Here is a 26,680-nt window from a genome sequence, read left to right as displayed (position 1 = left end):
GCTATTTTGATATTTTCTTTCCTTCTATACAGCTGTTCGGTTTGTTGCGTCGCTTTTTGAGGGTAAATGAATCGAACAGTTCTCCTGTAGCAAGATGGGAGCTGAATGCCAGTGTATCTCCTTCAATGGTAATCAGCTGATATAGCTGCAGATGTCCGGCTACTACATCCGCCCATTCCATTTTCTCATGTTCATACATCTTTGAGCCGCTTACGGATACTACATACATGGTGCCGTAAGGGGCAATATGCCGCATGCCTCGTCCGTAAGCATGGTCGTGTCCCTGTAATACAATGTCTACGCGATACTTATCAAATACAGGCTTGAAATGTGTTTGTACTTTCTCATTATAGCGCCCCTTCTTGGTAGAAAAGACCGGATGGTGCATCGTCACTATTGTCCACTGATGAGGGTTATTTTCCAGCGTTGCCTCCAGCCATTTTACCTGCATTGCGATGAGCGTATCTGACGTTGCTTCTTCCATCATCATCGTATTCAGTGAAATAATGCGTACACCCTGGATGTCTGTATAAAATACAGTGCCTTCCAATGCCGAATGACCGGTACCATTAGCCGGCAGACCAAATTGCGGTTTCCAGAAAAGGGAGAGGTGAGGTAGCCCGTCCTCATGCGTATATTCATGATTGCCCGGTGTCACCAGTGAGGGAATGCTGCCATGTATATATCCTCCTGCTTCAAACCATTGCCCCCATTCATCGTCATTATTGGCACGGTTAACAAGGTCTCCTGCGTGGATGACAGCCTGTGCATCCGGTAACTGTGCATAGGCTTTTCTGAGTACACGGCTCCAGAACGGACGGATACCTACCTGTGCGTCTCCCAGGTAGATAAGGGAGGTCTTACCAGGCATTGCTGATGCCGTTCTGAATTGCAGCCATTCGCTCCAGCCGCTATCGCTACCTACCCGGTAAGTGTATAGTGTATCGGGTTGCAATCCGGTAAGCGTGACCTGGTGATAAGTTACATGTAGTTGGTCGAAGTGAAAGGGAGTACTGTTTGCATTGACTTTGGTAGCCTTTGCCGCGAATGCAGGATCTGCATCGGCAGTAGTGTATTCTACAAATGACGTTTGTATGCCAGCTGCACTACGCCAGTTAATACCAGCGCTGGTAGCAGGGTCTTTTGTGACGGTAAGTATGATACGGTCGGGGAATTGTGTAGCCGCGTATCCATCCGCTTGTTCAGGTATAGACGTAGTAGCAGAATCAGCAAACGCTGCTGCCCCCGTTAAAGGGAGCAGCGCGCCTGCTTTCACAACGCGTGATAAGAAACTACGTCTAGCTAATGTGTCAGTTTTCATCGTTTATCTTTATTGCAGGTACCACATTTTTGTATTAATATCATCCGGACCAAATACCCTAACTGCTGCCTGGTAGTTATCAAAGTTCACATCCTGCTCAGTGGTTGGCCAGGCATATCTTACCGGGAACTTTGGCTGGAATGCCATAGGTCCTGTCGTAAATGCCGGGTACCCCGTACGGCGGAAATCAAACCAGCCTTCTGCGCCACGGAATGTCATCGCAATCCATTTCTGTGTAATCAGCTGTTCAAGGCTGCCATTGTACTTAACGGCAGCTTGTTCATAATAACCGCGTTTCGCTGCTTCTGCAGTCAGGCCATAGTATTCCATGGATGCACTGATACCATTATTATACATACGCTCTGCAGTTGTACCGTTCATTGTAACCTTGCCTCTTTGCAAAGCCTCGGCAATGATGAAACATACTTCCGGATACACCATCAGACTGGCTTTTAATAAGGTCGGTTTATCCTGTCTGAAAAAAGAAGATAGCGTGGACTGGTGTGCCTCTCCGCCATTATAGTCTGCCGGATTAGTAACTGCATGCGGGATGCCTACGTATGTGTGCTGGTCTACGGTCGCGCCTTCTTTGCTGGCTACCGGTGCAATCCAGCATTCAAGCCTGGGATCATTCCGTGCGGTCAGGGCGTCTACCAGCTCTTTGCTGGCTTTCGTTTTCAGGAAGTCATTGTCTATCATGTTCAGTGGTCCGCCGGGCCAGCTATCATCTTTCTTGACACCCAGGTACGGTACCTCGGCATTATCTGCATTACTTTCCATGATAGGGTACTCTTATTTGTTGTTCAATATTTCCTGCATCTCCGTGAAAGCAGTTGTGTAGTTCTTTGAGCAACGCAGCAACATACGCAGGCGAAGAGAGTTGGCCAGCTTGCGCCATTTGAGGGCATCGCCGCTGAACATAGCATCTGCGGATGCGTTCAGGCCATTGCCTGCTGTCATTAACTGGGTGTTGGCCTCCTTCAGTAATGACAGCAGACTTTTATAAACATCTTCCTGGCGGTCATAGGTGGGTTTGATATTACCGTTTTCTACAGACTGCAAAGCTTTTGAATAAGGTATATCGCCATAAAGGTCGGTGAGATAAGCAATATTGAATGCAAGCAGCACATTGCCGGCAGCTACGTATGCCGGCTGACCGGTAGCCGCGCCTTCCTGTTGCATGGTTTTAATGACCATAGCACGTTGGTAGATGTCTGACCAGTCTACCGACGTCCATCGGAACAGTTCATAGTCGTTGTTACGGATCAGGGTAATGTAACGCCCCAGCGCAGCTGGTCTTCTGGTAAAACCGTTTTCTGCATAGGCATAGGCCGTCTGTGTCACAGCCTCCGTAAGGTGATATTCCGGTCTGGTTACCGACGGACTGTTAGGATTTGTGTTGATGTCTTCAAAACCCTTCGTACAGGAAGTGAATGTAATAGCCGTGAGTAGGCTGTATAGTATATTAGCTCGTTTCATGATATTGCAGATTAAAAGTTACAGCTGAGTTTTGCACCGTAAGAGCGGGTACCCGGCAAGGTCCAGTGACCTACGCCCTGATAGCGCTGATTGGAAAGGCTCATAGTGATCTCAGGATCATACCCGTTTCTGGCCGCCGTCCACGTATAGAGATTACTACCGATCAGCGACAAGGATAAATTACTCAGGAATGGAATGCGCTGCAGAAGGATATTGTTGAAGGCATAGGTCAGCGACACTTCCTTCAGCTTGACATATGTGGCTGTATAGGTCTCGTTCTCGTAGTATTTCCAGTATTTGTTGTCGTAGTAGGTGGCTGCATCAATGATCTTATCATTCGGACGGTACGAACCATCGCCATTGTCAAGAACTCCTTCCATCAACATTCCATCGTCCCGCAATGTACCATTGGCATCTGTCCATGTCAGTCCGCCGTGCGCGGCATCTCTTCCGCGCAGCGTATTCTTAGTACGGCCGTCCTGGATCAGGCTTTTTGCTACATAGGAATAATACGAGCCGCCTTTGCGCCAGTCTATCAGAAAATTCAGGGTAAGACGCTTGTATTGCAGATTGTTATTGAAGCCTATCATGAAGTCGGGGTTGTAGTTACCGATCTTTACAAACTCGGCATCCTGCTGCTGTAAGCCATTGCTGTTCAGTAACGCCTGTCCGGCATATGGGCCTTCTTTCACTTTCACCCAGCTTCTGGTGTAGAAATCGCCCATTTTAGTACCCTCCCTGATCAGGTACTGGATGTTACTTCCATCTGTGCTGCCTAACATATAGCTGGTCACTGCCGGAGTAAGTGTAATCACCTTGTTGACATTGCGGGTGAAGTTGATGTCAGACTTCCAGGTGATAGCGCTTTTTACCGGTACGAGATTCAGGCCTACTTCCCAACCGCTGTTCTGGATATTGCCGGCGTTAATCAGCATTGTACTGGCGCCAGAAGCAATAGTAGTAGGTACCTGGATGATCTGATTGCGGTTATTGGTCTTATACCAGGTTAGATTAAAGCCTATGCGATCTTTAAAGAAGCTGGCGTCAATACCTGCTTCATAGGAAGTGGCTATTTCCGGTTTCAGTAAACTGTTCTTCTGGTTGAAGCTGATAGTAGCCCGTTTCACACTGCCCCAGTCTGTACTGAATGGCACGGTGTTGTACAGCTGATAGGGGTCGGTGTCAGCACCTACCTGCGACCAGTTGGCACGTAGCTTCAGGTAAGACAGTTCCTGCCATTTGATGTTCAGTATATCCGATACGATAGCGCTCAGTGACACCGAAGGGTAGAAGTAGGAATTGTTGCCTTTAGGAAGGGTACTGCTCCAGTCATTGCGCGCAGTCAGGTTCAGGAAGAGGTAATTGTTATAGCTGACTTCACCAATGCCATACACGCTGTTGATACGTTTCCTGGTATATGACTGCGTGTTTACCAGGGAGCCTGCTGCTGCATTAGACAGGTTATATACGCCAGGTAGGGTGAGGATGCCTGTAGACTGTGCATTGGTCATCACTTCCTGGTCCATGCGGTTACCGCCTGCTGCAACGGATACCTTCAGCGGACTTTTAATAACCGGCTTGTAGGTCAGCAGGAAGTCGCTGTTCTGCTCCTTAAAGTGGTCATTCTTTACTACATAAGCGCCTCTGGGATTTCTCTTGGCACTAAATGGTCTGCGCTGATCTTCGTTCAGCGCATAGTAATCCAGCCCGGTGCGTACCATGAGTGTCAGGTCGGGTCTGATATCAAAGGATGCCTGCACATTGCCGGTGATACGGTTACGGGTATAACTGTTCGTTTCTTCATATGCGATCAGCCATGGGTTATCATCAGTACTGTAAGGATTGTATTGTTGCAATCCTTCTCTGCCAGGTACCCAATAGTTGCGCAATGCATGTATATCAACATTCGGTGTAAGTTTATATACCTGCATCGTCACACTCTCTGTATAGGCGGAGGGGCGGTTGTCACTACGGTTATTGGTATAAGCAAGGTTAGTACTTACATGGATGGATTTGTTCAGGTGGTAAGTGCCGGAGAAGGTCAGGTTGTCACGTTTCAGGCCGGTATTAGGTACAATACCTTTGTTCTGCATATTGCCATAAGACAAGCGGAAATTGCCAGCGTCTGTACTTTTAGATACCGCAATATTGTTGGTAAAGGTCTGGCCAGTGCGGAAGAAGTCTTTTACCCTATCCGGATGGGATACCCAGTCAAGCGGCACGGGCTGGCCGTTTTCATCTAAGGGACTGTTCCACTGTACCAGTTTACGGCCGGTATTCAGTTTCGGTCCCCATGCCCCTGTGCTGATAGTATTGTCTGAACCGGTCCAGTCTCCGGAGCCAAATTCATGTTGGAAATGGGGAAACATCCATGCTTTGTCAAACATAGCGGTGGAGTTGAAGCTTACACCCAATCCTTTCTTAGCAGCGCCTGATTTGGTAGTGATCAGGATTACTCCTGAACCGGCGCGGCTACCATACAGGGCGGCGGCGCTTGCACCTTTCAATACGGTGATGCTGGCAATATCGTCTGCGCTGATATCGCTGATAGGACTGCCATAATCAACAGTCTGTTTGCCATCAACTGCCTGTGAAGGGTTCTGTATAGCCGGCGCTACTGGTACGCCATCTACTACATAAAGGGGCTGATTGTCTTTGCTGATAGAGGACTGTCCGCGGATAGTCACCATTACACTGGACCCGGGATCTGCGCCTGTACTACGGACGCTTACACCAGGTACCCGTGCTGCCAGGCTGTTCATGACGTTTGGTTGTGGTACGTCGCTGACATCTTTAGCAGATAGTTGCGTAACGGCATAGCCAAGGTTACGCTCACTTTTTTTGATGCCGAGCGCTGTTACGACTACTTCTCCCAGTGCTTTGGTAGAGGGTTGCGGTAGCTCCATGGATGCAGAGACGGGTGTGCCAGGAGGTGTTTTCTGTGCAACGGGTATGACGCTCAGGATGGCATAGTTGTTCAGAATGCGGCATTGGATGGAGGCATCGGCAGAGAGCCAGTCAAGTGCTTCTTTCAAAGCAACAGGGTTCTTACGGATGCGGATAGTACGAGATAATAAGGCATTGACATCTTCGTCAAATGTGAATTGAAGCTGCTGCTGGCTTTTCACCTGCTGAAGGAACTGCTGCACGGTGAGGGCGCTGCCTTTGAAAGTGATCATTCGTTCCATGGGCTGCTGCGCCGATAGTTGGCTGCATACAGTCAATAGGATGACCAGCATCAATAAACGATGCGTTAAAAATGTTTTCATTATTTTACACTTGAATCTTTTGCAGGTGGTTCATGCCTGCATACAATGTTACTTGGCTGATAAACCAGTCAGTTGCTTAAAGCGCCCCGCTGCTACGGGGCGTTTTTTATTATTGTGGCCTAGTACACTTCAATGTGGCCGTTCACTTCTTTATAGGTAAACCCTGCCGTCTCAGAGAGGATGTCCATCACAGCAGACAAGGGCATGTGCTCAAAGTCGGCTGTCACGCGCTTCTTTTCCAGGGCTGCACGATGTATAATAATCTGTTGACCATACCACTTCTCCAGTTCTGTGCAGACTTCTTCCAGCGTGGCCTGATCGTAGGAAAGCCGGCCCGCTGTCCATGAAACCAGGGACCCTGCGTCAACTTTCAGCACATGATAGGCAGCGTTGTCTGTACGTATAGTGATCTGCTGGTCAGGTTGCAGGTCGGAAAGTACCTGTTGCTGTGCATCCATCAGTCTGACCTTACCCGATACCAGTACTACTTTCAATTCATGCTGATGTGGTTTTTCGGCTATTTCAAAGGAAGTTCCCAGTACCTGTGTGGTATATTGCCCGGTGGCAACTGTAAATGGCTTACCGGCAACGGTGGCTACTTCAAAATAGGCACGTCCTGTTAGTTGCAGTGCTCTCGTTGTATGGTTGTATTGGTTATTATAGCGGATTTTCGCGCCTGGAAACAATGTCAGCTTAGTGCCATCCTGCAGGTGTACGGTACGCAGCTCCTGCGCAGCGGCAGCTATTTCTGTCCAGGCAACAGGCGTAGTCTGAGGTCGCCGGTGTATATAATACAGTAGGACAGAAGATACCAGCAGCAGTAAGGTAGCCGCGACTACCAGTGCAGGCCACACAGATTTACGGCGGTGTTCCCTGATACCTGCGATCATCCTGAACTTGTCCCAGTCGGCAGGTGCCGCAGGCGTTACTACTATATTACGGGTGTTTTCCCAGGCAGTCTGCATACAGGCCTGCACCAGCAACGGATGGGTATCTGCTGCAATGTATGCTTCTACCGCCGCACGGGTTGAGGCGTCTGTTATTGTACCTTCAAAATAGGCAATGAGTGTTGCCCTGCCAGGTTGGTAAGTGTCCATAATTGCTGATTCATGCTAAAGGACGTCGGGAGGGAAGGCAGTCAACTATCTACAATAGTTGAATTAATATACAGTTAACATTGGTACAGCAACCAATGCTACGAAGGGGAGGAAGTCGGCGTAGTCCTGCAGCTCGGTACGCATAAACTTCAGGGAGGACGCAATATGATTCTGTACGGTGAAGATAGAGACATTGAGCAGCGAAGCTATTTCTGCATAGCTCATACCTTTTTCCCTGTTCAGGATAAATGCTTCCCGGCGGCGTGGAGGCAGTTTATCCAGGCACTGACGATATCTGCGAAGCAGTTCCCGGTAGCTGATCGTATCATGAATATCTTCGTGTGCAGGGGTCTCCTCAGTTGTCTCGCTGAGTGCAGTGGTAATAGTCTTCTTCCGCCTGATCATGCTAATGACCTCATAACGCATCATTGTAAACAGGTAACTGTCGAAATCCCGGACACTACTAATACGTGCTTTCTGCTGCCATATCTTCAGTAACACGTTCATGGCCAGTTCTTCTCCTGTGGTCTGATCGCCGGTAATGCCGGCTGCATAGCGCTTCAGGCGGGGGAAATAATGTTCAAATAAAGGCTTAAAGCAGGTGTCATCGCCAGTCAGCCAGTCATTCAGCAATGTCTCAGTCAGCGGAGTGAAGTCCATCAGGTCACTGTTTAGATGCCAGCAAATATAGAAGTAGTATGTTAAGGCAGTATTAATAATAAAATGTCATACTGACAGGTAGTGGGCTGGTATTTTTCCCGATTGCGTAAATTATTTTCCCTGATCGTCGAAAAATATCGCTCATCCATTGAGAACTTTGCCAGCTCTTTGTATTTTGTAAGGTAAATATTATAGCTTTTGGATGCACCAGCACTTTGGAGAAGTATGATCAATGGAGATCAGTCCGCATTTCTGGAACTGTATAATGAGTTCTATCAGCCATTATATGCCTTCGGATTTCGTGTACACGGTAATGCGCAGTTGGTAAAGGACTGCATCCACGAAGTATTCTGTGAAATATGGTCTGGCAGGGCAACACTGCCCCTTGTGCAACAACCCAGAGCTTACCTGTTCACCTATGTTAAGCGGAAGATCCTCAAAGAAGTAAAAGTGCTCAGTATCAATACAGATGAAGTGGTTGATACCCAGCATGGCATAGAGCAGTCATATGAAGATATGCTGGTCAGTGCTGAACAGGATGCGGAAATGAAAACAAAGCTCCAGCATTTTATGAGTCAGCTTTCCGCTACGCAACAGGCTATATTACGTCTCAAATACTATGAGAACCTGACCTACGAACAGATTGCTGCACAACTGTCCCTTCAGCCCCGCACCGTATACAATAAATTATATGAAGCGCTGAAAACCATGCGCCAATGCCTGCGGGTGCTGCTTTTACCGATTCTTTTGGCCATGGCTTAAAAAAAAGTTCAGCAATCCGGGGTAAAAACGAAGCATTTCTTGCACTGGTTATAAAAGGGACATTCGTTTCATGGATTTTAAACTTTATAAGGCGGAGGATTTTGCGGCAGATGAGTCATTTATCAGATATTTCCAGCAATCAGACGAACAGGATGTCCAATTCTGGCAGAACTGGATCAGATGTAATCCGGACAGACTTACAGAGATAATCACAGCTGAAACAATGCTGGCCAGGCTGCTGGGTCACATACCACAACAGGAACTCGAAGCAGAACAGGCCAGAATGATGGCTTTCCTTGCACAACAGCCGGTTGAACAGCCTCCTGTGCAGCCTTTAAATATACCACCTGCACCGAGACATATGTTACGTACCGTACTGGCAGCGGCTGTACTGGCCGGCATCCTGATAGCTGCAGGATTATGGTTATTATCAGGCCGGCAGCGACAATATACGCCCCTGCAATGGACATCTTTCAGCAGCGCTCCTACGCAGCGTACAACTATAGAACTGCCTGATGGTTCTACTATCCAGCTGAACGCCAGTACGCATATCAGGTATGCCCAGACGGCGGCAAAAGACTCTCTGATCGTAGCGCTGGACGGTGAAGCTTTTTTCACCATTGCCCGTAACGACAAACGCATATTCATTGTGCAGGGTGGGGATATGATCGTAAACGTATTGGGTACTTCCTTTAATATGAGCTACTATCCTGAATCGGGTAAAAGCAGGGTAGCACTGGTAAATGGTAAACTGAAGGTAGTGGCTACCAGCCCCGAAGGCATTATTCTCGTACCTAATGAAGCCATTACCTATCACGCCGGCCAGACCACTTTGTCAAAAGCAACCTTTGACGCAACAACAGAACTGGGCTGGAGAGAGAATAAGTTATACTTCGATCATGCGGACTTTCCAGAGATCGCTTTGCAGCTGAAGCGCCTCTATAACATCACCTGCATTAACAGGTCTAAAGTAGTGAACATGCAGTATACCGGCCATTTTGATAACGTCGGATACAAACAGGTAGTGGCCAGCATCTGCTATGCCAACGACCTTCGATACACAACAGCAAACGATACAGTATTTATACAACAGTGACATTGAGAACATTTATCTCCTGACGATAAATGGGACAGCTACGTAAAGCGCATAGCATATGAACAACATTCTTCCGATCATCCGGAGGCAGCTTCTGTACTGCCTCGGGGTACTTATTATCTTATTGGCTGTACAGCTGTCGGCTATGGCGCAGTCCATTAAGCCGTGGCAGCAGTATAACGTGAAGATCAATGCCAGCCAGCAGCCACTGAAGAATATTTTCGCCAGCCTGGAGATCCAAACGGGTATCTCTTTTAACTACGATGAGAATACCGTCAAAGGTGATCAGATCATCAATATGCAGTTCAAAGGAACGCTGGATCAGGCGTTGCAACAGCTTGGCAGAGTATCCAATATTACCTTCCGGCAGATAGGTAACGCCATTACCGCTGCTTACCGTGCGCCTAATGCGGCCGACAGACAACTGAACGGTATCGTCTACAGCAAGAATGACCGTCAGCCCTTACCTGGTGTAAGCGTCGTTATCAAAGAAACAAAGGAAGCAACTACCACCAACGGTAACGGAGAGTTCTCTTTCCGCTTCCCGCAGGAAAGACCTGCCACCTTCACCCTTATCTTCCGCTATATCGGTATGGATGCACAGGAAATAGTAGTCACCTCGCAAAACAGGGTATCCGCCTACCTGGAAGACAATCCGCTCAAAGTGGCTGAAGTAGTCGTAACCAGCTCTTACACCAAAGACAGACGCAGGGAAGAAGTAGTAGGTAGTATCAGTCAGCTCAACTCTGCGGCATTGCAGACAAGCAGACCTATAGAAAGTATTGATAAGATGCTGGAAGGTATGATTGCCGGCGTCTATGTTGAAACAAATACAGAACTGAATACGCCGGTGAAAGTGAACATCCGCGGACAAGGTTCACTCACTGCCATGATGAATGGCCGTACCACTTCCTCACAGCCGCTCTACGTGATAGACGGTATCCCATTGTATGAACAGCAAAGAGGCGATGAACCAGGCGGATTTGCCAATGAGAACTATCTCAATCCGCTTTCTAACATCAATCCTGCTGACGTAAAGTCAATCTCTGTACTGAAAGATGCGGCTGCATCCGCTATCTATGGGGCCAATGCTGCCAATGGCGTTATCATCATCACTACCAAAGGCGGAGCCAGCGGCAAGACTAATCTGAACGTAGACTATAAAACCGGTGTATCCAGCTTTATCAATCAGATTAAGTACCTGAACGGTTCACAATATCATGAGCTGCTGAAAGAAACTTACATGAACAATGGTATGACGGACAATGCAGCTGACCAGTTGGCGGGTAGCAAGACGATTGATACAGACTGGTTCGGACTCACTAATCGTAATGCCAGCTACCATAATGTGAACATGGACCTGAGTGGTGGAAAGCAGGGTACTACTTTCCGTCTCTCTGGTGGATACCTGAAACAGAATGCCAGCTCCCTGGCCAATGATCTGGAGAAGATATATGCCCGTATCAGGGTAGATCATGAAGTGAGCAATAAGATGAAACTGACAGTGAACTTAAGTCCGACGCTGACTGCACAGAACAGCCTGAACATCTTTAATACGGTCATCCTGCCGCCAAACGTGTCTCCCTATAATGCTGACGGGTCTTACAACGATCTCGCCGGACTGAATGTGCCTAATCCTGTAGCGGTGTTAAACCAGAATACAGACACACACAGAGGTTTTGCTATGACAGGATCTGTCAATGGTAGTTACCAGGTAGCTGATGGCTTACAGGTAATGGCCAATGTAGGGGCTGACTATTACTCCAATAGCGAGAATATATTCCAGTCGGCGCTTAACGCTACCGGCCGCACCCGTAATGGCTTTCTGCAGATCTTCGACCGTCGCAACCTGGGCTGGGTATCCTTTATCCAGGCGTCTTATGAAAAGAACCTGACGCCAGATCATCATATATACGCACTGGCAGGTACCCAGGCGCAGAGTCAGCGTACCGACCTGCTGAGAGGTACCGGCGCTGGCTTCACCTATGACAAACTGCGCAACCTGAACAATGCAGCTACGCAGACCTCCGCTTCTTCTACCATGGAGAATGCAACAGTGTCCTACTACTCACAGGTTGCCTACGACTATAAAAAGAAATATTACACCTCTGTCAATGTCAGGGCGGATAAGTCGTCCATCTTCGGCGGAGACAAACAGGTGGCCCTGAACTCATCCATAGGCTTGGGCTGGGTGATCTCTAATGAGAACTTCCTGCTCAACAACAGCAAGCTTACCTTCCTGCGCTTACGTACCAGTTATGGAAGCACCGGTAACAGCCGTATAGGTACTTATGCTGCCAGAGGACTTTACCTCTTCGGTAGTAATAACTATCAGGGTAACACAGGCGCAGTACCTGATGGCACGGCTGCACCTAACCCGGATCTGAGCTGGGAAAAGAACTATAAGTTAAATATTGGCCTGGATATCACATTCCTGGGAAGGATCTCTGTTGTGGCGGAATACTACAATAATACAATCCGGGACATGATCTCCAGTATCAATGTTGCACCGGAAACCGGCTTCACCATGATGAGTGTGAATGCTGCCGATATGCGTAACAAAGGCTTTGAACTAACCATCAACAGCACCAATATCCAGCGTAATAATTTCACCTGGAATACTGTCTTTAACCTGGGCTTCAACAGAGGTAAGATCCTGCGCTTCAATGACGGGTTTACGCCAATGTACTCTTCTACCAGCATGACGGTGGCCCAACCCGGTATCAGCACCTCTACTATATGGGGCTGGAAATGGGCGGGTGTAGATCCTGAGACGGGAGAGGAGCTGTTTTATGATCCGACGGGCAAGCTGGTAGATGCTGCCGTCATCAATGCCTTACCTACATCTTCTGGTAGGGTGCTGGGCGACAGGCTGCCGAAGGCACAGGGTGGTCTGATCAACGCCTTTACCCTGGGTAGGTTCTCTCTGACTGCGAATGTGGAGTATTCTTTTGGTTCCAGCGTTTTCCTGAACAAAGATATACAGTCCGACGGCCGTAACCTCAATCACCGTAACCAGATCGTTGATCTGATGGATCGCTGGCAGCAGCCAGGCGATGTAACTGATGTACCGAGGCTCTACTATCCGCGGAGGCTGGTGGCTAACTCTTCCCGCTACCTCAGAGATATCAACTTCCTGAAGCTGTCTAACGTATCCGTAAGTTATCAGTTACCGAAAGCAATGCTGAGAAGGGCAGGGCTGGACAATGTAAACATCTATGCCAACGCGCGTAACCTGTTCTACTGGTACCAGAATGATAATGGTACAGATACCCGTAACGGTATCGCAGCACTTCGTTTTGTATATCCTGAAATGCGCACCTATACTATGGGTGTAAGGATAGGACTTTAAAATGTAATGAACCATGTGTAAAATGATCCGATATATATTACTGGCTGCTGTTGTCTGCATCATGGGCAGCTGCGAAAAACTACTGGATGTAGATCCTTCTGACAAGCTATCCAATGAAACCGTTTTCAGCGATCTGTCAGGTGCACGGGCGGCCCTTGTAGGAGCATACAGTTCACTGCTTACGCTCGACAAATATCACGGCAACAGGATGATCTACCCTGATCTGGTGGCAGGAAATTTACTGTATAGCAAGACGACGAACGTGAGATTAATGGATCTTTATTCGTTTCTGCAGGATGCAGAGACATCCAGTATGAACTCGACATATACTGATTACTATTCTTTTCTCAATAACGTCAATAACATCCTCGCAGCTGCTACCCGCCTCGGAGATACTACTAACGCAGCTGTGAGAAGACTGGAAGCGGAAGCGCGCTGCCTGAGAGCGTTAGGTCATTTTGACCTCTTACGCCTGTTCTCACGGCCATATACCTATACACAAGACGCTTCACATCCCGGTATTGTCATTAATCTTGCCCCGAGGTTATACAACGATCCTTTGCCACAGAGAAGTTCGGCTACCGTTTCCTATAAAGCGGTAACTGATGATCTTGAAACAGCTCTCAGGTATTTTGCCAACACTACTCCGCTGCTTACGGGCGGCTACACACAGAATACCTTCAATGCGGTAAGCGCCGAAGCCCTACTCGCCAAGGTGTACCTCTACCAGGAGAAGTGGCAGCAGGCTTATATGCACGCGGATAATGTTATCAGAACCGGCGGACGTACACTCATGACTAACCAGCAATATGTAGCCAGCTGGACTACCCGCGTGCCCAGCAGCGAGTCTATCCTGGAGCTGGCGCTCGAAGCCAACTTTGCAGGTACCACATTAGGTAACTACTATGGCGATAACGGACCTGAGCAGCAATATGAAGCCCATCCTTCGCTGTATACATTGTACCGGGAAAACGATGTACGCGGACTGGCCACTTTATTCGTTCCTAAAACCATCAGCGGCCGTATAGCTTACTTCACCGCCAAGTACAAAGGCGCTGCTGCCAATGCTACTCCCATCAAGGTATTACGCCTCTCAGACATAGTGCTGATCAGGGCGGAAGCTGCTGCTCATCTCAGCAACCTGCAACAGGGGTACGATGACCTGAACTTAATCAGGATGCGGGCAGATACTTCGGAGGTAAAACTGGGTGTGACTGATATGGCTGATCTGCTTTACTGGATCAGGCAGGAACGGCGGAAAGAATTTGCTTTCGAGGGCGAGTACTTCTTTGACCTGATCAGAGAGAAACGCGGACTGCCAGCTATTCCCTTCGAGGATTACCGCATGGTATTGCCGCTGCCTAAGACTGCTACGGATGTAAACCCCTCGCTGAAACAAAACAACGGATACTAATTCATTAATATAAATGACCAATATGAAACAGCAATTACAATACATGTTGATGGCCGCTGGAATGACGGCAATGGTTGCGTGCAGCAAAACTGAGAATGCAGTGCCCGTAGTGCCGCCTCCTGCAACGGTCTCTTTCAGCAGCACTGTTGCCAATATAGATATGAACGGCAGTACTACCTCTTTCAGCGTCGTGATTCCTGTAAGCGGTGCTACTAAAGCAGACCTTGAAAGCAAATTCAAGCTGATCATGACAGATTCTGCTACCAACAAGGTAGATACCTCGCTGGCAGTAACCAAAACTACCGTTTCTGAAAGCCCGTTACAGGTAACTGTAGAAATCAATGCGAAACATACCTATGATACCGCTAAACGTACTGTATTCGTTACCATCGATTCTACTGCATTACCGGTAGCATCTGGCGCTAATACTAAACTGGCTGTACGCATTATGCCTTTCGCACCGGCGGCTACCTGGTTCAAAAATGAATCATTCTATGCCCCGAATACCTACTATTTTAATGAGGCTACCCAGAAGTGGGCAACCATTCCTGCACACTTCTCCGTACTGGACAGCGCTAACGCTACCGTGTTAGGCTTTGTCAATAACTATGTGGCTGAAAGCGGTGTACCTTTCCTGAATATGATGCGTATCTACAATGCAGAAATGGGTGGCGGCTCTACCAGTGCAAAAACTGCCAAGATCAATGTTCCCAGAGCATTGCGCCTGATCCCTGCTACACCTGGTGCACGGAAAGGCACAGTAGAGGTAATTAACCAGGATGTGGTAGTAACCCGTAAAGATGGCACTACTTTCAACGTCAGCTTTAGTGGTACTGGTACTTTCGATATGGATACCAAACTGATTGAGATCGATGTGAACTTTGACGACTCTGCTTTCGGTGGCGCTGCCGTCAATAAATATAGCTACAAATTCAGTGTAGACAAACTTACGCTCTAATTCATGACATTCTCCCGTATTATTCTATTTTCAGGATTGCTGGCAGGCGGGGTACTTATTGGTGCCGCCGGTATAGATCATACTGCTCCTCACTATACAACTGATGAACTTCGTCAGTTGTATAGCAGCGGAGATCCCGGCAAATGGCCTGCGCCTGATCTGGACAGTGCCACCCGTGCCGGCTTTACAGACATCGGCCGTCTTGGTAAACCTGTGTATCCTGACTACAACCCTTACTCCAAAGAGAAAGAGGTGTTGGGAAAGACACTGTTCTATGATCCGCGGATGTCCCAGTCTATGCAGATCTCCTGTGCCAGCTGCCATGATCCTGAACTAGGCTGGGGCGATGGCCGCAGGGTGTCCTATGGACATAACCGGCAAACGGGTAAGCGTAACGCAATGACCTTGTTCAACGTCGGCTTCTACAAACGTTTCTTCTGGGACGGGCGCGCGGCTACTCTTGAAGCGCAATCCGTATTCCCCGTACAGGATAAAGTGGAAATGGCGCAGACGCTGGCACAGATGGAAACGAATATCAAAGCTGTTCCTGCATACGCAGCCATGTTTAAAGCTGCCTACGGTGATGACGCAGTAACCGTTGAGCGGATTCAATATGCTATCGCAACCTTTGAAAGAAGTATTGTCAGCAATACCAGCCGCTTCGACAAATTCGTCAGTGGTAACAGTACGATCCTTACTGATGAGGAGGTACAGGGCCTGCACCTGTTCCGCACAAAAGCCCGCTGTATCAATTGCCATAACACGCCACTGTTTTCAGATAATCAGTTCCATAACGACGGACAGGCACTGTACGGCTCAAAAATGGAAGACTTCGGCCATTATCACCTGACCAAAAAACAGGAAGATATTGGTGCATTCCGTACGCCATCGCTGCGGGAGGTCGGGCAAACCGGCCCATGGATGCATCATGGCAACTTCCCTACATTACGCGATGTAGTTGAGTACTATAACCTGGGTAATCCTTCTCCGATCCAGAAATCTGTCGTGGTCGATGAAACAAAGCGACCTATCCCTTCACCTATACTTCGTAAACTCAATCTGGATAAGGAAGAATTACAGTCACTGGAGGCATTTCTGAAAACTTTGACCACCCAGGTACGTAAGCCTGCACCGCCGGCATTACCAGGCATGGAATAATATATAAAATAACCGCATAAAGAAATGAGGCTGTCTCAAAAGTATTGAGCAGCCTCATTTTATTCGGGTACCCGATTGGATCAGGTATTCATTTAAGCCATTCTGAAGACGTTCGATTATCTTTGATACTGCCCCTTCTTTTATTATTACAGCGCCTATATATCAACTGCTTTCGAGTCCTGCGTATATATTGGAAAAGTTTGCCTTTGCCAGGTCGCTCTTGTGTATTACAAAGTATATCTCTCCGGCATCCCAGAAAGAGAACCCGGTATTATTATCACTGCTTACCCGCAATAATACCATCCAGTCTTCAGGTTTGCCTCTGAGGGCATGTACGGCCTCTTTTTCAGGCGTATCATGTTGTTTGAATACATAACTGTTAATGCTGTGAACTGGCTCCGTAGCAGGCTTCACTGCGTCTTTAAGTGCCTCTGTCTCATTATCCATCTCTTCCAGTGCTGACAGTTCCGGGGAAACACCTTTATAGTAATCCCGCGCATTATAAAAGGAAGGCACATCCGGATAGCTCTCTGCCACTGCTTTAAACGGCGTGTACAACCCTCTCTCATCGTAAACATCCTCTTCTGTGATATTGAGCGTATTACCCGGTTGTAATGCCGATGCTTCGCCGTTGTAATAGATCACTTTGGGGTTCAGGTCCTCCTGGTCCTCTATAAAGAAATACAGCATGCCTGTACGCGGCAGATAGTCCTGCAGGTGTGCAATGTTGGCACAATTGATCTGTGCTAGGAACTGCATTGCTTTCTGCTCTCCGTTATACGCTTTAAAGTAAGGATAGGGGATGTCCGCAGGCAGATCTGGTAGTCCGCCGAAACGGATATTACCGGGTGTGGCGTAATCATCTTCTTCTGTCGTAGCCAGGGCTACCGCTTTTCTACCCAGCCGGGAAAGTCCGGAAAGATATTCTTCCAGCCCCTGTGCCTTGACCGCCTCTTCCAGCTTCGTAGCGAGTGCAGGATCATTAGCTGAAAAGAATAACGAGTCATCATAGGCCACTGTACCCTGTCCGTCTGCTCCTTTATAACTGTAATCCAGCAACGTCATTTTCTTCTCCAGCTCCAATATCAGCTCATCGATCTTTTCCAGTCCTGCCGGCAGACTGGTAAGCGGATTATCTTCAATGTTCAGCCGCTTCAATGACTTCATTCTGATGAGTACATCCGGTATGGATGTGAACTTGTTATTATCAAGAATCAGCGTTTCCAGGGCATTTGCAGCCTGTGGAGAGATGGACTGTAACTGGTTATGAGAAAGGTAACAGTACTTCAGTTTGGGTAACTGGAACACGTAAGGATGTATACCTTCGATGCTGCTGCCGTTGATGTGTAACGTTTCCAGTTCCTTGAGATCACCTATCCATTGCGGCAGACTATCTACGCCGCTGATCCCTCTCAGGGTAAGCGATTTCAGCGCTTTAAACCGCTTTATGGCTTTGGGCACTTCGCGGAGATCAGCCGCATGTTTATTGTTACTATTGTAGTCTATATTCAGCGATTCCAGCTGCGTGAGCGGGTGTAATACTTCCTGTAGGATGGCCGGATAGGGATCAGTCAGTTGCAGATGATGTACAATGTCTGCAGGGGCTGTTTCCAGTTCATCGGTATGCAGGAAACGGTATTTCGTCCAGTCAAGCTCCTGTACCGGCAGTTTAACTGCTATTCTTACGGGATTGTCGGCAAACTGGCCATTAATGCCCAGCCAACCCTCTTTTAAAGTCGCTTCTCCACTGAAGTTCATGGTATATTCAAACCCGCCTTTCCACAGATACGAGAGGTAGGAACTATCTCTTTCATCTTCAAAGGTAAACACACCTGTAGGTATGCCTGCCTGGTATATCTTCTTAAAGTAGAACTGCATGTATATTTTCCCGTCTTCGTAGTCATTCAGGATATGACCGTATTTTTCATCACTGTAATCTTCAACCATTGCTTCCAGTTTGACATACAATGCACCATCGCCGTCGGAGATGTATACATCTTTCACGGGTAATAACTGGAATGGCAGTCCGGCCATTTCCCAGTATTCCTGCCCGTCTTCCGGAACAGAGAATGGTTCAACTTCCAGCTTTGATTCTGGTGGTTCGTCCTCCGAAGTGTCGTACCGGGAGAATATAGCGTCAATTTCTGCTTTCTGTTTGGTGAGCTCCTGCGCAGGATTCCCGAAGTATTGAAGACTTTGCCAGATATCGTCAAACAGGGGTTCGTAAGTGGCGCTGTCTTCCACATCACAATCGCCAATCATCGTATAGCAGTATTCATTACTGATCTGTACAAAACCAAAATAGTAGAAGAACCCGATATCAGCTTTAGCGGTCCGCACATAGGCGGTTTGTCCTGCTACAGGAAGTGTCTTATCATTGATTAAAGTCACTTCACCCCGCTGTTCCATACAACTGGCTTTGAAGCGGGCTATCAGATCGTTACCGGGGTATTGGTCATAGAAACTGACTTCGTTCAGTCCGAGGGTAACAAATGATACATATTCATTGTCTTTTACCTGTTCACCTTTAATACTTTCCCAGGCAATCTGCACTTTATCATACATATCGGGGAAGGTTACACTGAAGGTTTTTGTGGATGCTGCCTGCATTTTGTTCACATGGGTTTTAAGTTAACAACTGTTGGCAAATATATCAGTATAATCAGGAAATAGAAAGGAAGAATTAGTTACAGGCGGCTACTTATTCAAGTCAGGGCGTATAGCGCTATTATAAACTTACACACGGTATGCAATAACCATGCTTTCCCTATGACTGGTATGATGCCAAGGGATGCCGCTATGTTGGTTAAACATTATCCGTTAAAGCATCACCGGTATGAACCCACCCTGCGTACATCCTGGTATTGGTATCAACAGATCGCCTGTCTGATCGACATATGGCAACTGCGCAGTGCGCTGAAACCAGCTTTTACGGAAAGCCTCGTCAATACTAACAGGATCGATCAATACGTGAAACCCGCCGCGGGTCTCAATTAACTGCACCCTGGCAGAAGGGCCGGTACATGCATAGATCTGTTCTTTCAGGGTCGCTGCAAATCCTGCTGACTTATGATCGAAGTCAAAGTCTACAAAACAACTCCTGCTTTTACTACGCTGAATTTCACTCATTACTTCCTGGTGCGGGTTCACATGCCGTTGCTGTTGCTGGATACACTTAGCCAGGGTGGTGAGTCCACCGAACATGGCATTGTAAAGACTTCTCGGATTAGGTGTGATGTAGATAGCAAGGGCTTCCTGCGGTACCGGTGCCCCTTTATGGGTATATGCGCCATAGGGGCATTCCAGCTGAAGTATCTTGGTATACAGGTCTTCTTTTCTACTGGTGAAGCGTTTTAACTGCTGCTTGTCTGACTTAATGGCGTCGGTATATTTACTTCTTGCCAGCAGCGATACATAATAAGCTTCACCTTCCTGCAGGTCGGGTAACCAATTGATGAATGAGCGTAACATCTGTTCATCCAGGATAATCTGATAATTCATTTCATAGGATATTTCGGTGGCAAAGGTGCCTAACTTTTGATGATAATCAAAAAGCTACCTTGTGTATTTATTTTCATAGACTTATTTCCGGTTATAGAATACCCGTATTATCTTTGATCATGGATTTAAAACCTAATATTCAATCCCTTACTATGAAAAAATTCTTTTTGTTAGCCGCTTTCTGCCTGACTGGCATCACAGTCACACACGCGCAGCGCTTTATTCACGGAGTAGGAACCGGCGTTTTTATCGACGGGTCGGATAGGACTACTACGAAAGCCAGTACTGTACTAACTTACTCTCCCCGTTTCAGCTTTGCAGAAACAGCAAATACATCTGTCTCTGTCGGTATTCCACTGAATGTCGGTGTAAATGGGTCTGCTTACTACGTGTTCGACGGCTACGAGGACTATTATGAAGAAACGTCGCTTGGTTTTATGTTGAACGCGCCCCTGATGGTGAATTTTAACTTCGGCGCAGGTTCTTCAGCAGGTAATAAAAGCAGGGTAGGATTCTTTGTGGGCGCAGGCTATGGGGTACACGTGGGTACGACGGTATACGAATCTTACTTCTTTGAGGGTCGCTATTATGAAAGTGAATCTCATACCGAAACCACTACCGGACCTGCAGGTAATATCGGTATACGTATTGCCGTAGGTGCGAAAAAGCGGCACAACATTGAAATCAATACCTTCTACATGAAGGGAATGAGTGCCCACAAGCCACATATTGGCGGTCTCACCGGTATATTTAATTTCTAAACCGCTATTTGCCGGCCAACGGTTTGCAGATCAATGCCTCCGGGAACTGTCTGAATAGTTATTGCAGAAGTATCCCTGACGCATTGATCTGTGGCGGCCGTACCTGGTGATTACTGGAAATAAATTTTCTTATATCAGGAATATTATCTACTTTTCTATAGACAATATCACAACATTGAACACTGGCCACATATCAGTGTTACACTTCACGACGCACATCCAGCCATTCCCCCACCAATATAAATGAACGGCAACACCGTTGTAACAGCTACCCCGGTAGTCTGCAGGTTCAGATAACATGTTCATGACCATAGGCTGGGGGCAAGGAATACTATTTTGAAACAGTCATTGCTTCAGAATCTGACTTTGTCCCCGTTATGGCCTAATTATGAAGGACTTATATTTCTGGGAGGCCGCAAATATGCGCTTTTTCGAGCCGTCCCATCCGTTTCCGGTCAGCTACTTATCTTCCCGGCATACCCGCTATCCGTCAAACCACCATTGCGTCATTCACAAAGAGCACTCCTAACACTATTACAGTCATCCTATTTAACTGACCGGCATCGGTCGGAACAGGGTCTGTCTTTTATGCTTTCGGGTCACTAAGAGGTCACTAAGAGGTCACTTCAATATCCCCGGGATATTGAGGTGACCTCTTAGTGACCTCTTAGTGATGAGTTGATATGAAACATTGGCCCTTATTTAACCCATGTAGCGTCCAGGGGAATATAAAGGCTGATAATCTGGTTGGCTGACATACGACGGGCCTTTGCTCATAAATAAGCGGCAGCGCCGTGCAATTTCGGATACCTTCCAAAGAAGCAATGTCTAACAGATATGTATTTATTTGTATATTCGGAGTTGCGTCGCCTGTATGGTGGCGTTTTCTTTATTTCCAATAAATCCTGGCAGGCCTGCAGATGAATGCTGACAATATCCTTTTTAACGCCCTGAAACATCACCGGGGCTTTATTCTCCGGCAACTGGCCGGGCTGACGCCGGCAGCGCTGCCAGACAGGCTGAAAATACTGGGCAACTCCCAGATGGATATTTACTATGGCCAACTGGATGTGCCTGCTATTGGTGAAGAAACAATTGCGTTCCTACGGGCTGCCGGCGTCGCCGGAGAGGCAGATTATCTAGCCTGGCTAGCGTTACAGGGCGGCTATGCACAATTTACACTTTCGGATACCTCGTGCTGGATACTTTTGCCGGGTGTGGAACCTGGCAGGTATATACATCTTCATCCGGCCAGGTATTCGCCTCATAGTCTCAGGGTCAAAGCGGCGATACTAAAAACTGCCCTTGCTTGTCTGGCGGTATTACCGGCAGGTACGCTGCCGGATCTGGCAGCATTGAATCATATCAGGGTGTCCATGTTGGATTTGTCGCCGGTAAAAGGGTTGGATCAGTGCGAACATCTCTGGAAGGTGATGGCGATGCTGAGGGAGCGGTAAGGTAATAGCAGTATACTGAGTAATACATGGCATGGAACGCCATAAAAGAAAAGAGCCCGACGTTTCTGCTGCTTTATGAGCAGCAGCGCCGGGCTGTTTATTTACTCGCAACCTGTCGTGGTGCGGGTATCTATGAGATACTGGATTTTCCATCCTTCAGACAGTCGCACGAGTTGAAACGAGTTCACTCCACAGTGTACAAACTGCTCTTTAAAATACAATTTGTAGGGCGTCCAGGCGATAGCAAGATCTCCGTTTATTTTTACAACATCAAACGTGATCTTTTCATCTACGGCCTGCTTCGGCAATTTGCTGATATGACCGGCAAAGTCGCTGATCGCTTCTGTTCTGACAGCCACAACACCCTGTTTATCTTTTGTAACGGTTTGCAGTACAGCGCCAGGAGCAAAGCTCTGCATCAGTGCAGTACTATCTGATTGCTGCATTGCGCTGAAAAGGTGATTAACAGCTTTTTTCACGCTGTCTTCAGTGGTTTGTGCAGATGCGGTGAATGCAGTTATTATCAGGAGGAACAGGCAGGAGAGTATTCTCATTTTTTTACCTGAATTTACTGATTATAAGCTACTGTTTGACCACCTTTTCACCATCCCAGTTATATATTTCGCGTTTAGTTTTCTTGTTCACCACTGTTTCTCCATCTTCACCAAATTCTTCATCCGTTGTGACGCGGATGATCTTGCCTGCTTGTCCGCCGGGTTCTTTTGGAAACAGCAGCACTTCATCATGACTGACAGCGCCTGCGTCGAACATGGTTGTTTTTTCAGGAAGCGGAACCAGCTTGTTACCTGTCCAGGCAAAGTAATAGTAGTTGTTGGGAATACCACAGGCTTCACCACTGAAATACAGGCGGACGATCGTATTCACTTTGTCAAGTCCGAGATGGCCCAGCAGTTTTGCTTCTGAGGAGATAGCGTATTGTCCGCCGTCAACGGCCAGTTCTTTTTTGTCAATCACGTTATGTTTGGTATTCAACGCTTTAAGTTGTACCACATACCGGGGCTCTGCTTCTTTGAAAGCGCCTGGTATTACTTTATCAATGCCGTAGATGAACTGGACGGTATCTTTGGTATACTTGCCTAATGACATCAGTCCGAGCCATACATAGCCTTCTTTCTGTTTGCCGCCTGCTTTGTACTTCACCTGCCACCAGGGTGCGGAAATACCTTTCATAGTCAGCTCAGTTTCATTCAGTTTTGCTGCTATAACGGTGTTGCCTGTAGTCAGTGAATCCAGGATCGTACCTTTGGCAGATGGTGTTTGCCTGATATAGGCTTTCTCGGCGAAGATCATCAGGGTGTCGCCTTTCTGGGGCGCCCATAAGTTATACTCTACATTCCCGCGCAATTGCGCCATGACCGGGGTTGCTGCAAGTAGCAGCAAGGATAGTAAATGGTGTTTCATAGGTTACATTTCGGCTGTAAAGATATTCAAATGTTATTTGCCAAATGGCAAATGTCAGCAGGAAGTGGATGATGTATCTTTGTGGTCAATCAATACCGGTAAAATCATCACATGGAGGAGCTGTTTAACTTCTTACTGCAATTCGGACAACTGAATCAGCAACAGATGGAGCTGATCAGGGATCATGTCTTTGAGAAGACGATTAAAAAAGAGGATTATTTCTCCCAGGCGGGCAGGGTACCCAGGGAAATAGGATTTATGCGCTCAGGGATTATGCGCGTATGTTATTTCAACAACAAAGGGGAAGAGATAACCAAGTACTTCATGGAAGAGCGCAATATGATTGTTGACATCTTCAACTTTGAGGCGAAGACCGCATCTACTGAGTACGTACAAGCCGTAACAGATTGTGAGATGATCATTTTTACATATGATGTGTTGCAGATGTTGTCAGCAACGATCGTAGACTGGGACCGTATACTGGGAAAGATCCGGGAGCGGGCGCTGTTAAGTAAAGTGAACAGGATTTCTCCAATGGTATCAGAAGACGCCACGACACGGTATACGATGTTCATGGAAAAGTACCCTGGTATGGTAAATCGGATCCCATTATCTTACCTGGCATCCTACCTGGGCATTACGCAATCTTCGCTCAGCAGGATCAGGAAACAGCTGTCTGGCAGCAACTCCCGAGCCGGTTACCCTTGATAATTTGCCTCCTTCGGTTATTTATTGATAATTTTGCACCCAAATTAGATTGATTTGGGTGCTTCTGTTTTCCTGATTACACCGCCTTTCACTCAGCTGAATACGCCCTATCCGGCAACAGCTTACCTGAAAGGCTTTTTAAATACCAAAGGTATTACCTCTTTCCAGTCAGACCTCGGCATAGAGGTAACCCTGGCGCTGTTCAGCAAACAGGGCCTGCAGGAACTATTTAACCTGGTCAACAGCCAGGCCGCTGCACATTCAGAGAATATTGCCCGTATCATCGCTTTGCAGGACGATTATATTGAAACAATTGACGATGTCATCCTTTTCCTGCAGGGAAAGAATCCTACGCTTGCTCACCGTATCTGCAAACGTGATTTTCTTCCGGAAGCCAGCCGTTTTGCGCAGCTGGAAGATCTTGACTGGGCTTTTGGCTCCATGGGCAACCAGGATAAGGCCAAACACCTGGCTACCATGTACCTGGAAGATCTGTCAGACCTGATCATGGAATGTGTGGATGAGCATTTCGGGTTCAGCCGTTATGCCGAGAAACTGGCCCGTTCTGCTAACAGCTTCGACGAACTATATGCCGCCCTTCAACGGGAATATACCTTTATAGACCGGATCCTTATTGACCTGTTATCCAGGCATATGGAGGCGGTGCAGCCGAAACTGGTGGCGATATCAGTACCTTTTCCAGGTAATCTGTATACTTCGCTTCGCTGCGGACAATGGATCAAGGCCCACTATCCGGGCGTGAAGATTGCCATGGGCGGCGGATTCGCCAATACTGAATTACGCTCCCTCACAGATACCAGGGTATTTGAGTTTTATGACTTCATCGCCCTCGACGACGGCGAAGCGCCATTGGAAAACCTGGTCGCTCACATCGAAGGACGTAAGGAACTGAATGAGCTGAAGCGCACCTTCACCATGGTAGATGAGCAGGTGACCTATGTGAATGACAAAAGCTGTACTGACTATAAACAATCCCAGGTGGGTACGCCCGACTACAGCGACTTCCTGCTGGACAGCTATATATCCGCCATAGAAGTGGTCAACCCGATGCACCGCATGTGGAGCGACGGCCGGTGGAATAAGCTGACGATGGCGCATGGCTGTTATTGGGGAAAATGTACCTTCTGTGATATTTCGCTGGATTACATCCGGTTGTACGAGCCCATCGCCGCACAGCTGTTATGTGACAGGATGGAAGAGATCATTGCCCAGACAGGTCAGAACGGTTTTCACTTCGTGGATGAAGCCGCACCGCCCGCACTGATGCGCGCACTCGCCCTGGAAATCCTTAAAAGGAAACTGAACGTCAGCTGGTGGACCAATGTACGTTTTGAAAAGAGCTTTACAAGAGACCTTTGCCTGCTGCTGAAAGCTTCTGGTTGCATTGCCGTTTCCGGCGGACTGGAAGTAGCGTCTGACCGGTTACTGGAGCTGATACAAAAGGGTATTACGGTGGCGCAGGTGGCGCAGGTGAACAGGAACTTTACCGATGCCGGCATCATGGTACATGCTTACCTGATGTATGGATTCCCGACCCAGACGGCGCAGGAGACAATTGATTCCCTGGAAATGGTGCGCCAGATGTTTAAAACAGGGATCCTGCAATCCGCCTTCTGGCACCAGTTTACCATGACGGCACATAGCCCTGTAGGGCAGGACCCGGCAAAGTATCATGTGCGGAAAGAGACCGAGGCCATGGGCGCTTTCGCCAATAACGATATTGTACATGTAGACGAAACGGGGGCGGAACATGAGTTATTTGCCTATGGATTGAAGAAATCTTTGCTGAATTACATGCATGGCATCTGTCTGGACGATCCGTTACAGAAATGGTTTGATTTCAAGACACCCAAGACCAGGATAGCGCCTGATTATATAGAGAAGGCATTGCTGGAAGACCAGTATGCTACGCCAAAGCCTACCAGTAAGATCGTATGGCTGGGTAAAACGCCGGAAGTACAGACTATAACTAAAACGAAGAAGGGAAATTCCTGGGAAGTAACGTCCCTGACGTTCCAGAACCGGAAGGAGAGAGCGAGTATCAGCGTGAATAAGGAGGAAGGCATGTGGCTGGCGGATATGCTGGAAAAGTTGTCTATCCGCAACCAGAAGACTTATACACTGAAGGAAGTAATGGATAGTTATGACGCGGCAGGCCTTGAGGATTTTGAGCTGTTCTGGGATAACAAGCCGGTAAATTCGCTGTATAAATTCGGACTTTTGAAATTGTGAATGAATAGAATC

At 47.6% G+C, this 26,680-nt stretch carries 18 protein-coding genes and 1 pseudogene; 10 read left to right on the top strand and 9 right to left on the bottom strand.

Annotation, left to right across the window (positions count from 1 at the left end; all coding sequences use genetic code 11):
* Position 1: 1 nt before the first annotated feature.
* From K1Y79_RS28520 to K1Y79_RS28495, 5 genes and pseudogenes are all read right to left on the bottom strand, one after another.
* Positions 2-1,321: a purple acid phosphatase family protein gene (locus tag K1Y79_RS28520; protein ID WP_220253639.1), complete on the bottom strand. Its 1,320-nt coding sequence runs from the start codon at positions 1,319-1,321 to the stop codon at positions 2-4.
* A 9-nt stretch (positions 1,322-1,330) separates the two neighbouring features.
* Positions 1,331-2,800: pseudogene (locus tag K1Y79_RS29220) on the bottom strand (SusD/RagB family nutrient-binding outer membrane lipoprotein).
* Between the two features lie 11 nt (positions 2,801-2,811).
* The gene (locus K1Y79_RS28505; protein ID WP_220253636.1) at positions 2,812-6,069 is read right to left on the bottom strand and encodes a SusC/RagA family TonB-linked outer membrane protein; all 3,258 of its coding nucleotides are present in this window, start codon (positions 6,067-6,069) and stop codon (positions 2,812-2,814) included.
* Between the two features lie 119 nt (positions 6,070-6,188).
* Positions 6,189-7,166: a FecR family protein gene (locus K1Y79_RS28500; protein WP_220253635.1), complete on the bottom strand. Its 978-nt coding sequence runs from the start codon at positions 7,164-7,166 to the stop codon at positions 6,189-6,191.
* Between the two features lie 63 nt (positions 7,167-7,229).
* Positions 7,230-7,826, bottom strand: a complete 597-nt coding sequence (locus K1Y79_RS28495) for an RNA polymerase sigma-70 factor (RefSeq protein ID WP_220253634.1) — start codon at positions 7,824-7,826, stop codon at positions 7,230-7,232.
* A 198-nt stretch (positions 7,827-8,024) separates the two neighbouring features.
* Here K1Y79_RS28495 and K1Y79_RS28490 point away from each other — a divergent pair, with 198 nt between their 5' ends.
* The 6 genes from K1Y79_RS28490 to K1Y79_RS28465 all read left to right on the top strand — a co-directional run bounded on the left by K1Y79_RS28490 (position 8,025) and on the right by K1Y79_RS28465 (position 16,566).
* Complete coding sequence (locus K1Y79_RS28490; protein ID WP_220253633.1) at positions 8,025-8,588, top strand: RNA polymerase sigma factor; 564 nt, start codon at positions 8,025-8,027, stop codon at positions 8,586-8,588.
* Between the two features lie 70 nt (positions 8,589-8,658).
* Positions 8,659-9,684 (top strand): FecR family protein, encoded by a 1,026-nt coding sequence (locus K1Y79_RS28485; RefSeq protein ID WP_220253632.1) that lies wholly within the window; start codon positions 8,659-8,661, stop codon positions 9,682-9,684.
* Between the two features lie 58 nt (positions 9,685-9,742).
* Positions 9,743-13,036, top strand: a complete 3,294-nt coding sequence (locus K1Y79_RS28480; protein ID WP_220253631.1) for a SusC/RagA family TonB-linked outer membrane protein — start codon at positions 9,743-9,745, stop codon at positions 13,034-13,036.
* Positions 13,037-13,058: 22 nt separating this feature from the next.
* Positions 13,059-14,450, top strand: coding sequence for a RagB/SusD family nutrient uptake outer membrane protein (locus K1Y79_RS28475; protein ID WP_220253630.1), 1,392 nt, complete (start codon positions 13,059-13,061; stop codon positions 14,448-14,450).
* Between the two features lie 22 nt (positions 14,451-14,472).
* Entirely contained in the window at positions 14,473-15,408 is a 936-nt protein-coding gene (locus K1Y79_RS28470) for a hypothetical protein (protein WP_220253629.1), read from the top strand.
* 3 nt (positions 15,409-15,411) lie between these two features.
* Complete coding sequence (locus K1Y79_RS28465; RefSeq protein WP_220253628.1) at positions 15,412-16,566, top strand: cytochrome-c peroxidase; 1,155 nt, start codon at positions 15,412-15,414, stop codon at positions 16,564-16,566.
* A 162-nt stretch (positions 16,567-16,728) separates the two neighbouring features.
* Here K1Y79_RS28465 and K1Y79_RS28460 read toward each other — a convergent pair whose 3' ends face one another.
* Both K1Y79_RS28460 and K1Y79_RS28455 read right to left on the bottom strand, forming a co-directional pair.
* The gene (locus K1Y79_RS28460) at positions 16,729-19,176 is read right to left on the bottom strand and encodes a DUF1963 domain-containing protein (protein WP_236059912.1); all 2,448 of its coding nucleotides are present in this window, start codon (positions 19,174-19,176) and stop codon (positions 16,729-16,731) included.
* A gap of 210 nt (positions 19,177-19,386) precedes the next feature.
* Positions 19,387-20,067 (bottom strand): hypothetical protein, encoded by a 681-nt coding sequence (locus K1Y79_RS28455; RefSeq protein WP_220253627.1) that lies wholly within the window; start codon positions 20,065-20,067, stop codon positions 19,387-19,389.
* Positions 20,068-20,219: 152 nt separating this feature from the next.
* Between K1Y79_RS28455 and K1Y79_RS28450 the strand changes: the two genes are divergently transcribed.
* A complete protein-coding gene (locus K1Y79_RS28450) occupies positions 20,220-20,828 on the top strand; it encodes a hypothetical protein (protein ID WP_220253626.1) in 609 nt (202 codons plus the stop codon).
* A 920-nt stretch (positions 20,829-21,748) separates the two neighbouring features.
* Complete coding sequence (locus tag K1Y79_RS28445; RefSeq protein WP_220253625.1) at positions 21,749-22,285, top strand: hypothetical protein; 537 nt, start codon at positions 21,749-21,751, stop codon at positions 22,283-22,285.
* A 101-nt stretch (positions 22,286-22,386) separates the two neighbouring features.
* Here K1Y79_RS28445 and K1Y79_RS28440 read toward each other — a convergent pair whose 3' ends face one another.
* Both K1Y79_RS28440 and K1Y79_RS28435 read right to left on the bottom strand, forming a co-directional pair.
* Positions 22,387-22,839 (bottom strand): nuclear transport factor 2 family protein, encoded by a 453-nt coding sequence (locus K1Y79_RS28440; protein WP_220253624.1) that lies wholly within the window; start codon positions 22,837-22,839, stop codon positions 22,387-22,389.
* Positions 22,840-22,867: 28 nt separating this feature from the next.
* Complete coding sequence (locus tag K1Y79_RS28435) at positions 22,868-23,707, bottom strand: hypothetical protein (RefSeq protein WP_220253623.1); 840 nt, start codon at positions 23,705-23,707, stop codon at positions 22,868-22,870.
* A 111-nt stretch (positions 23,708-23,818) separates the two neighbouring features.
* On the opposite strand from K1Y79_RS28435, the gene K1Y79_RS28430 reads away from it, so the two are divergent.
* Entirely contained in the window at positions 23,819-24,415 is a 597-nt protein-coding gene (locus K1Y79_RS28430) for a Crp/Fnr family transcriptional regulator (RefSeq protein ID WP_220253622.1), read from the top strand.
* A 54-nt stretch (positions 24,416-24,469) separates the two neighbouring features.
* On the top strand, positions 24,470-26,668 hold the full coding sequence (locus tag K1Y79_RS28425) for a B12-binding domain-containing radical SAM protein (RefSeq protein ID WP_220253621.1): 2,199 nt from the start codon (positions 24,470-24,472) through the stop codon (positions 26,666-26,668).
* Positions 26,669-26,680: the final 12 nt, after the last annotated feature.

Origin of the sequence: Chitinophaga rhizophila (assembly GCF_019492185.1) — a bacterium.
Classification (GTDB): domain Bacteria; phylum Bacteroidota; class Bacteroidia; order Chitinophagales; family Chitinophagaceae; genus Chitinophaga; species Chitinophaga rhizophila.
Note: the sequence above shows the minus strand (reverse complement) of the source record. Positions and strands in the feature narration are given on the sequence as shown.

Coding starts and splice junctions, on each gene's coding strand:
- K1Y79_RS28445 (WP_220253625.1), top strand. CDS start 21,749: ATGAATGCTGACAATATCCTTTTTAACGCCCTGAAACATCACCGGGGC.
- K1Y79_RS28455 (WP_220253627.1), bottom strand. CDS start 20,067: ATGAATTATCAGATTATCCTGGATGAACAGATGTTACGCTCATTCATC.
- K1Y79_RS28520 (WP_220253639.1), bottom strand. CDS start 1,321: ATGAAAACTGACACATTAGCTAGACGTAGTTTCTTATCACGCGTTGTG.
- K1Y79_RS28435 (WP_220253623.1), bottom strand. CDS start 23,707: ATGAAACACCATTTACTATCCTTGCTGCTACTTGCAGCAACCCCGGTC.
- K1Y79_RS28480 (WP_220253631.1), top strand. CDS start 9,743: ATGAACAACATTCTTCCGATCATCCGGAGGCAGCTTCTGTACTGCCTC.
- K1Y79_RS28505 (WP_220253636.1), bottom strand. CDS start 6,069: ATGAAAACATTTTTAACGCATCGTTTATTGATGCTGGTCATCCTATTG.
- K1Y79_RS28500 (WP_220253635.1), bottom strand. CDS start 7,166: ATGGACACTTACCAACCTGGCAGGGCAACACTCATTGCCTATTTTGAA.
- K1Y79_RS28440 (WP_220253624.1), bottom strand. CDS start 22,839: ATGAGAATACTCTCCTGCCTGTTCCTCCTGATAATAACTGCATTCACC.
- K1Y79_RS28470 (WP_220253629.1), top strand. CDS start 14,473: ATGAAACAGCAATTACAATACATGTTGATGGCCGCTGGAATGACGGCA.
- K1Y79_RS28495 (WP_220253634.1), bottom strand. CDS start 7,826: ATGGACTTCACTCCGCTGACTGAGACATTGCTGAATGACTGGCTGACT.
- K1Y79_RS28475 (WP_220253630.1), top strand. CDS start 13,059: ATGATCCGATATATATTACTGGCTGCTGTTGTCTGCATCATGGGCAGC.
- K1Y79_RS28450 (WP_220253626.1), top strand. CDS start 20,220: ATGAAAAAATTCTTTTTGTTAGCCGCTTTCTGCCTGACTGGCATCACA.
- K1Y79_RS28485 (WP_220253632.1), top strand. CDS start 8,659: ATGGATTTTAAACTTTATAAGGCGGAGGATTTTGCGGCAGATGAGTCA.
- K1Y79_RS28465 (WP_220253628.1), top strand. CDS start 15,412: ATGACATTCTCCCGTATTATTCTATTTTCAGGATTGCTGGCAGGCGGG.
- K1Y79_RS28460 (WP_236059912.1), bottom strand. CDS start 19,176: ATGCAGGCAGCATCCACAAAAACCTTCAGTGTAACCTTCCCCGATATG.
- K1Y79_RS28430 (WP_220253622.1), top strand. CDS start 23,819: ATGGAGGAGCTGTTTAACTTCTTACTGCAATTCGGACAACTGAATCAG.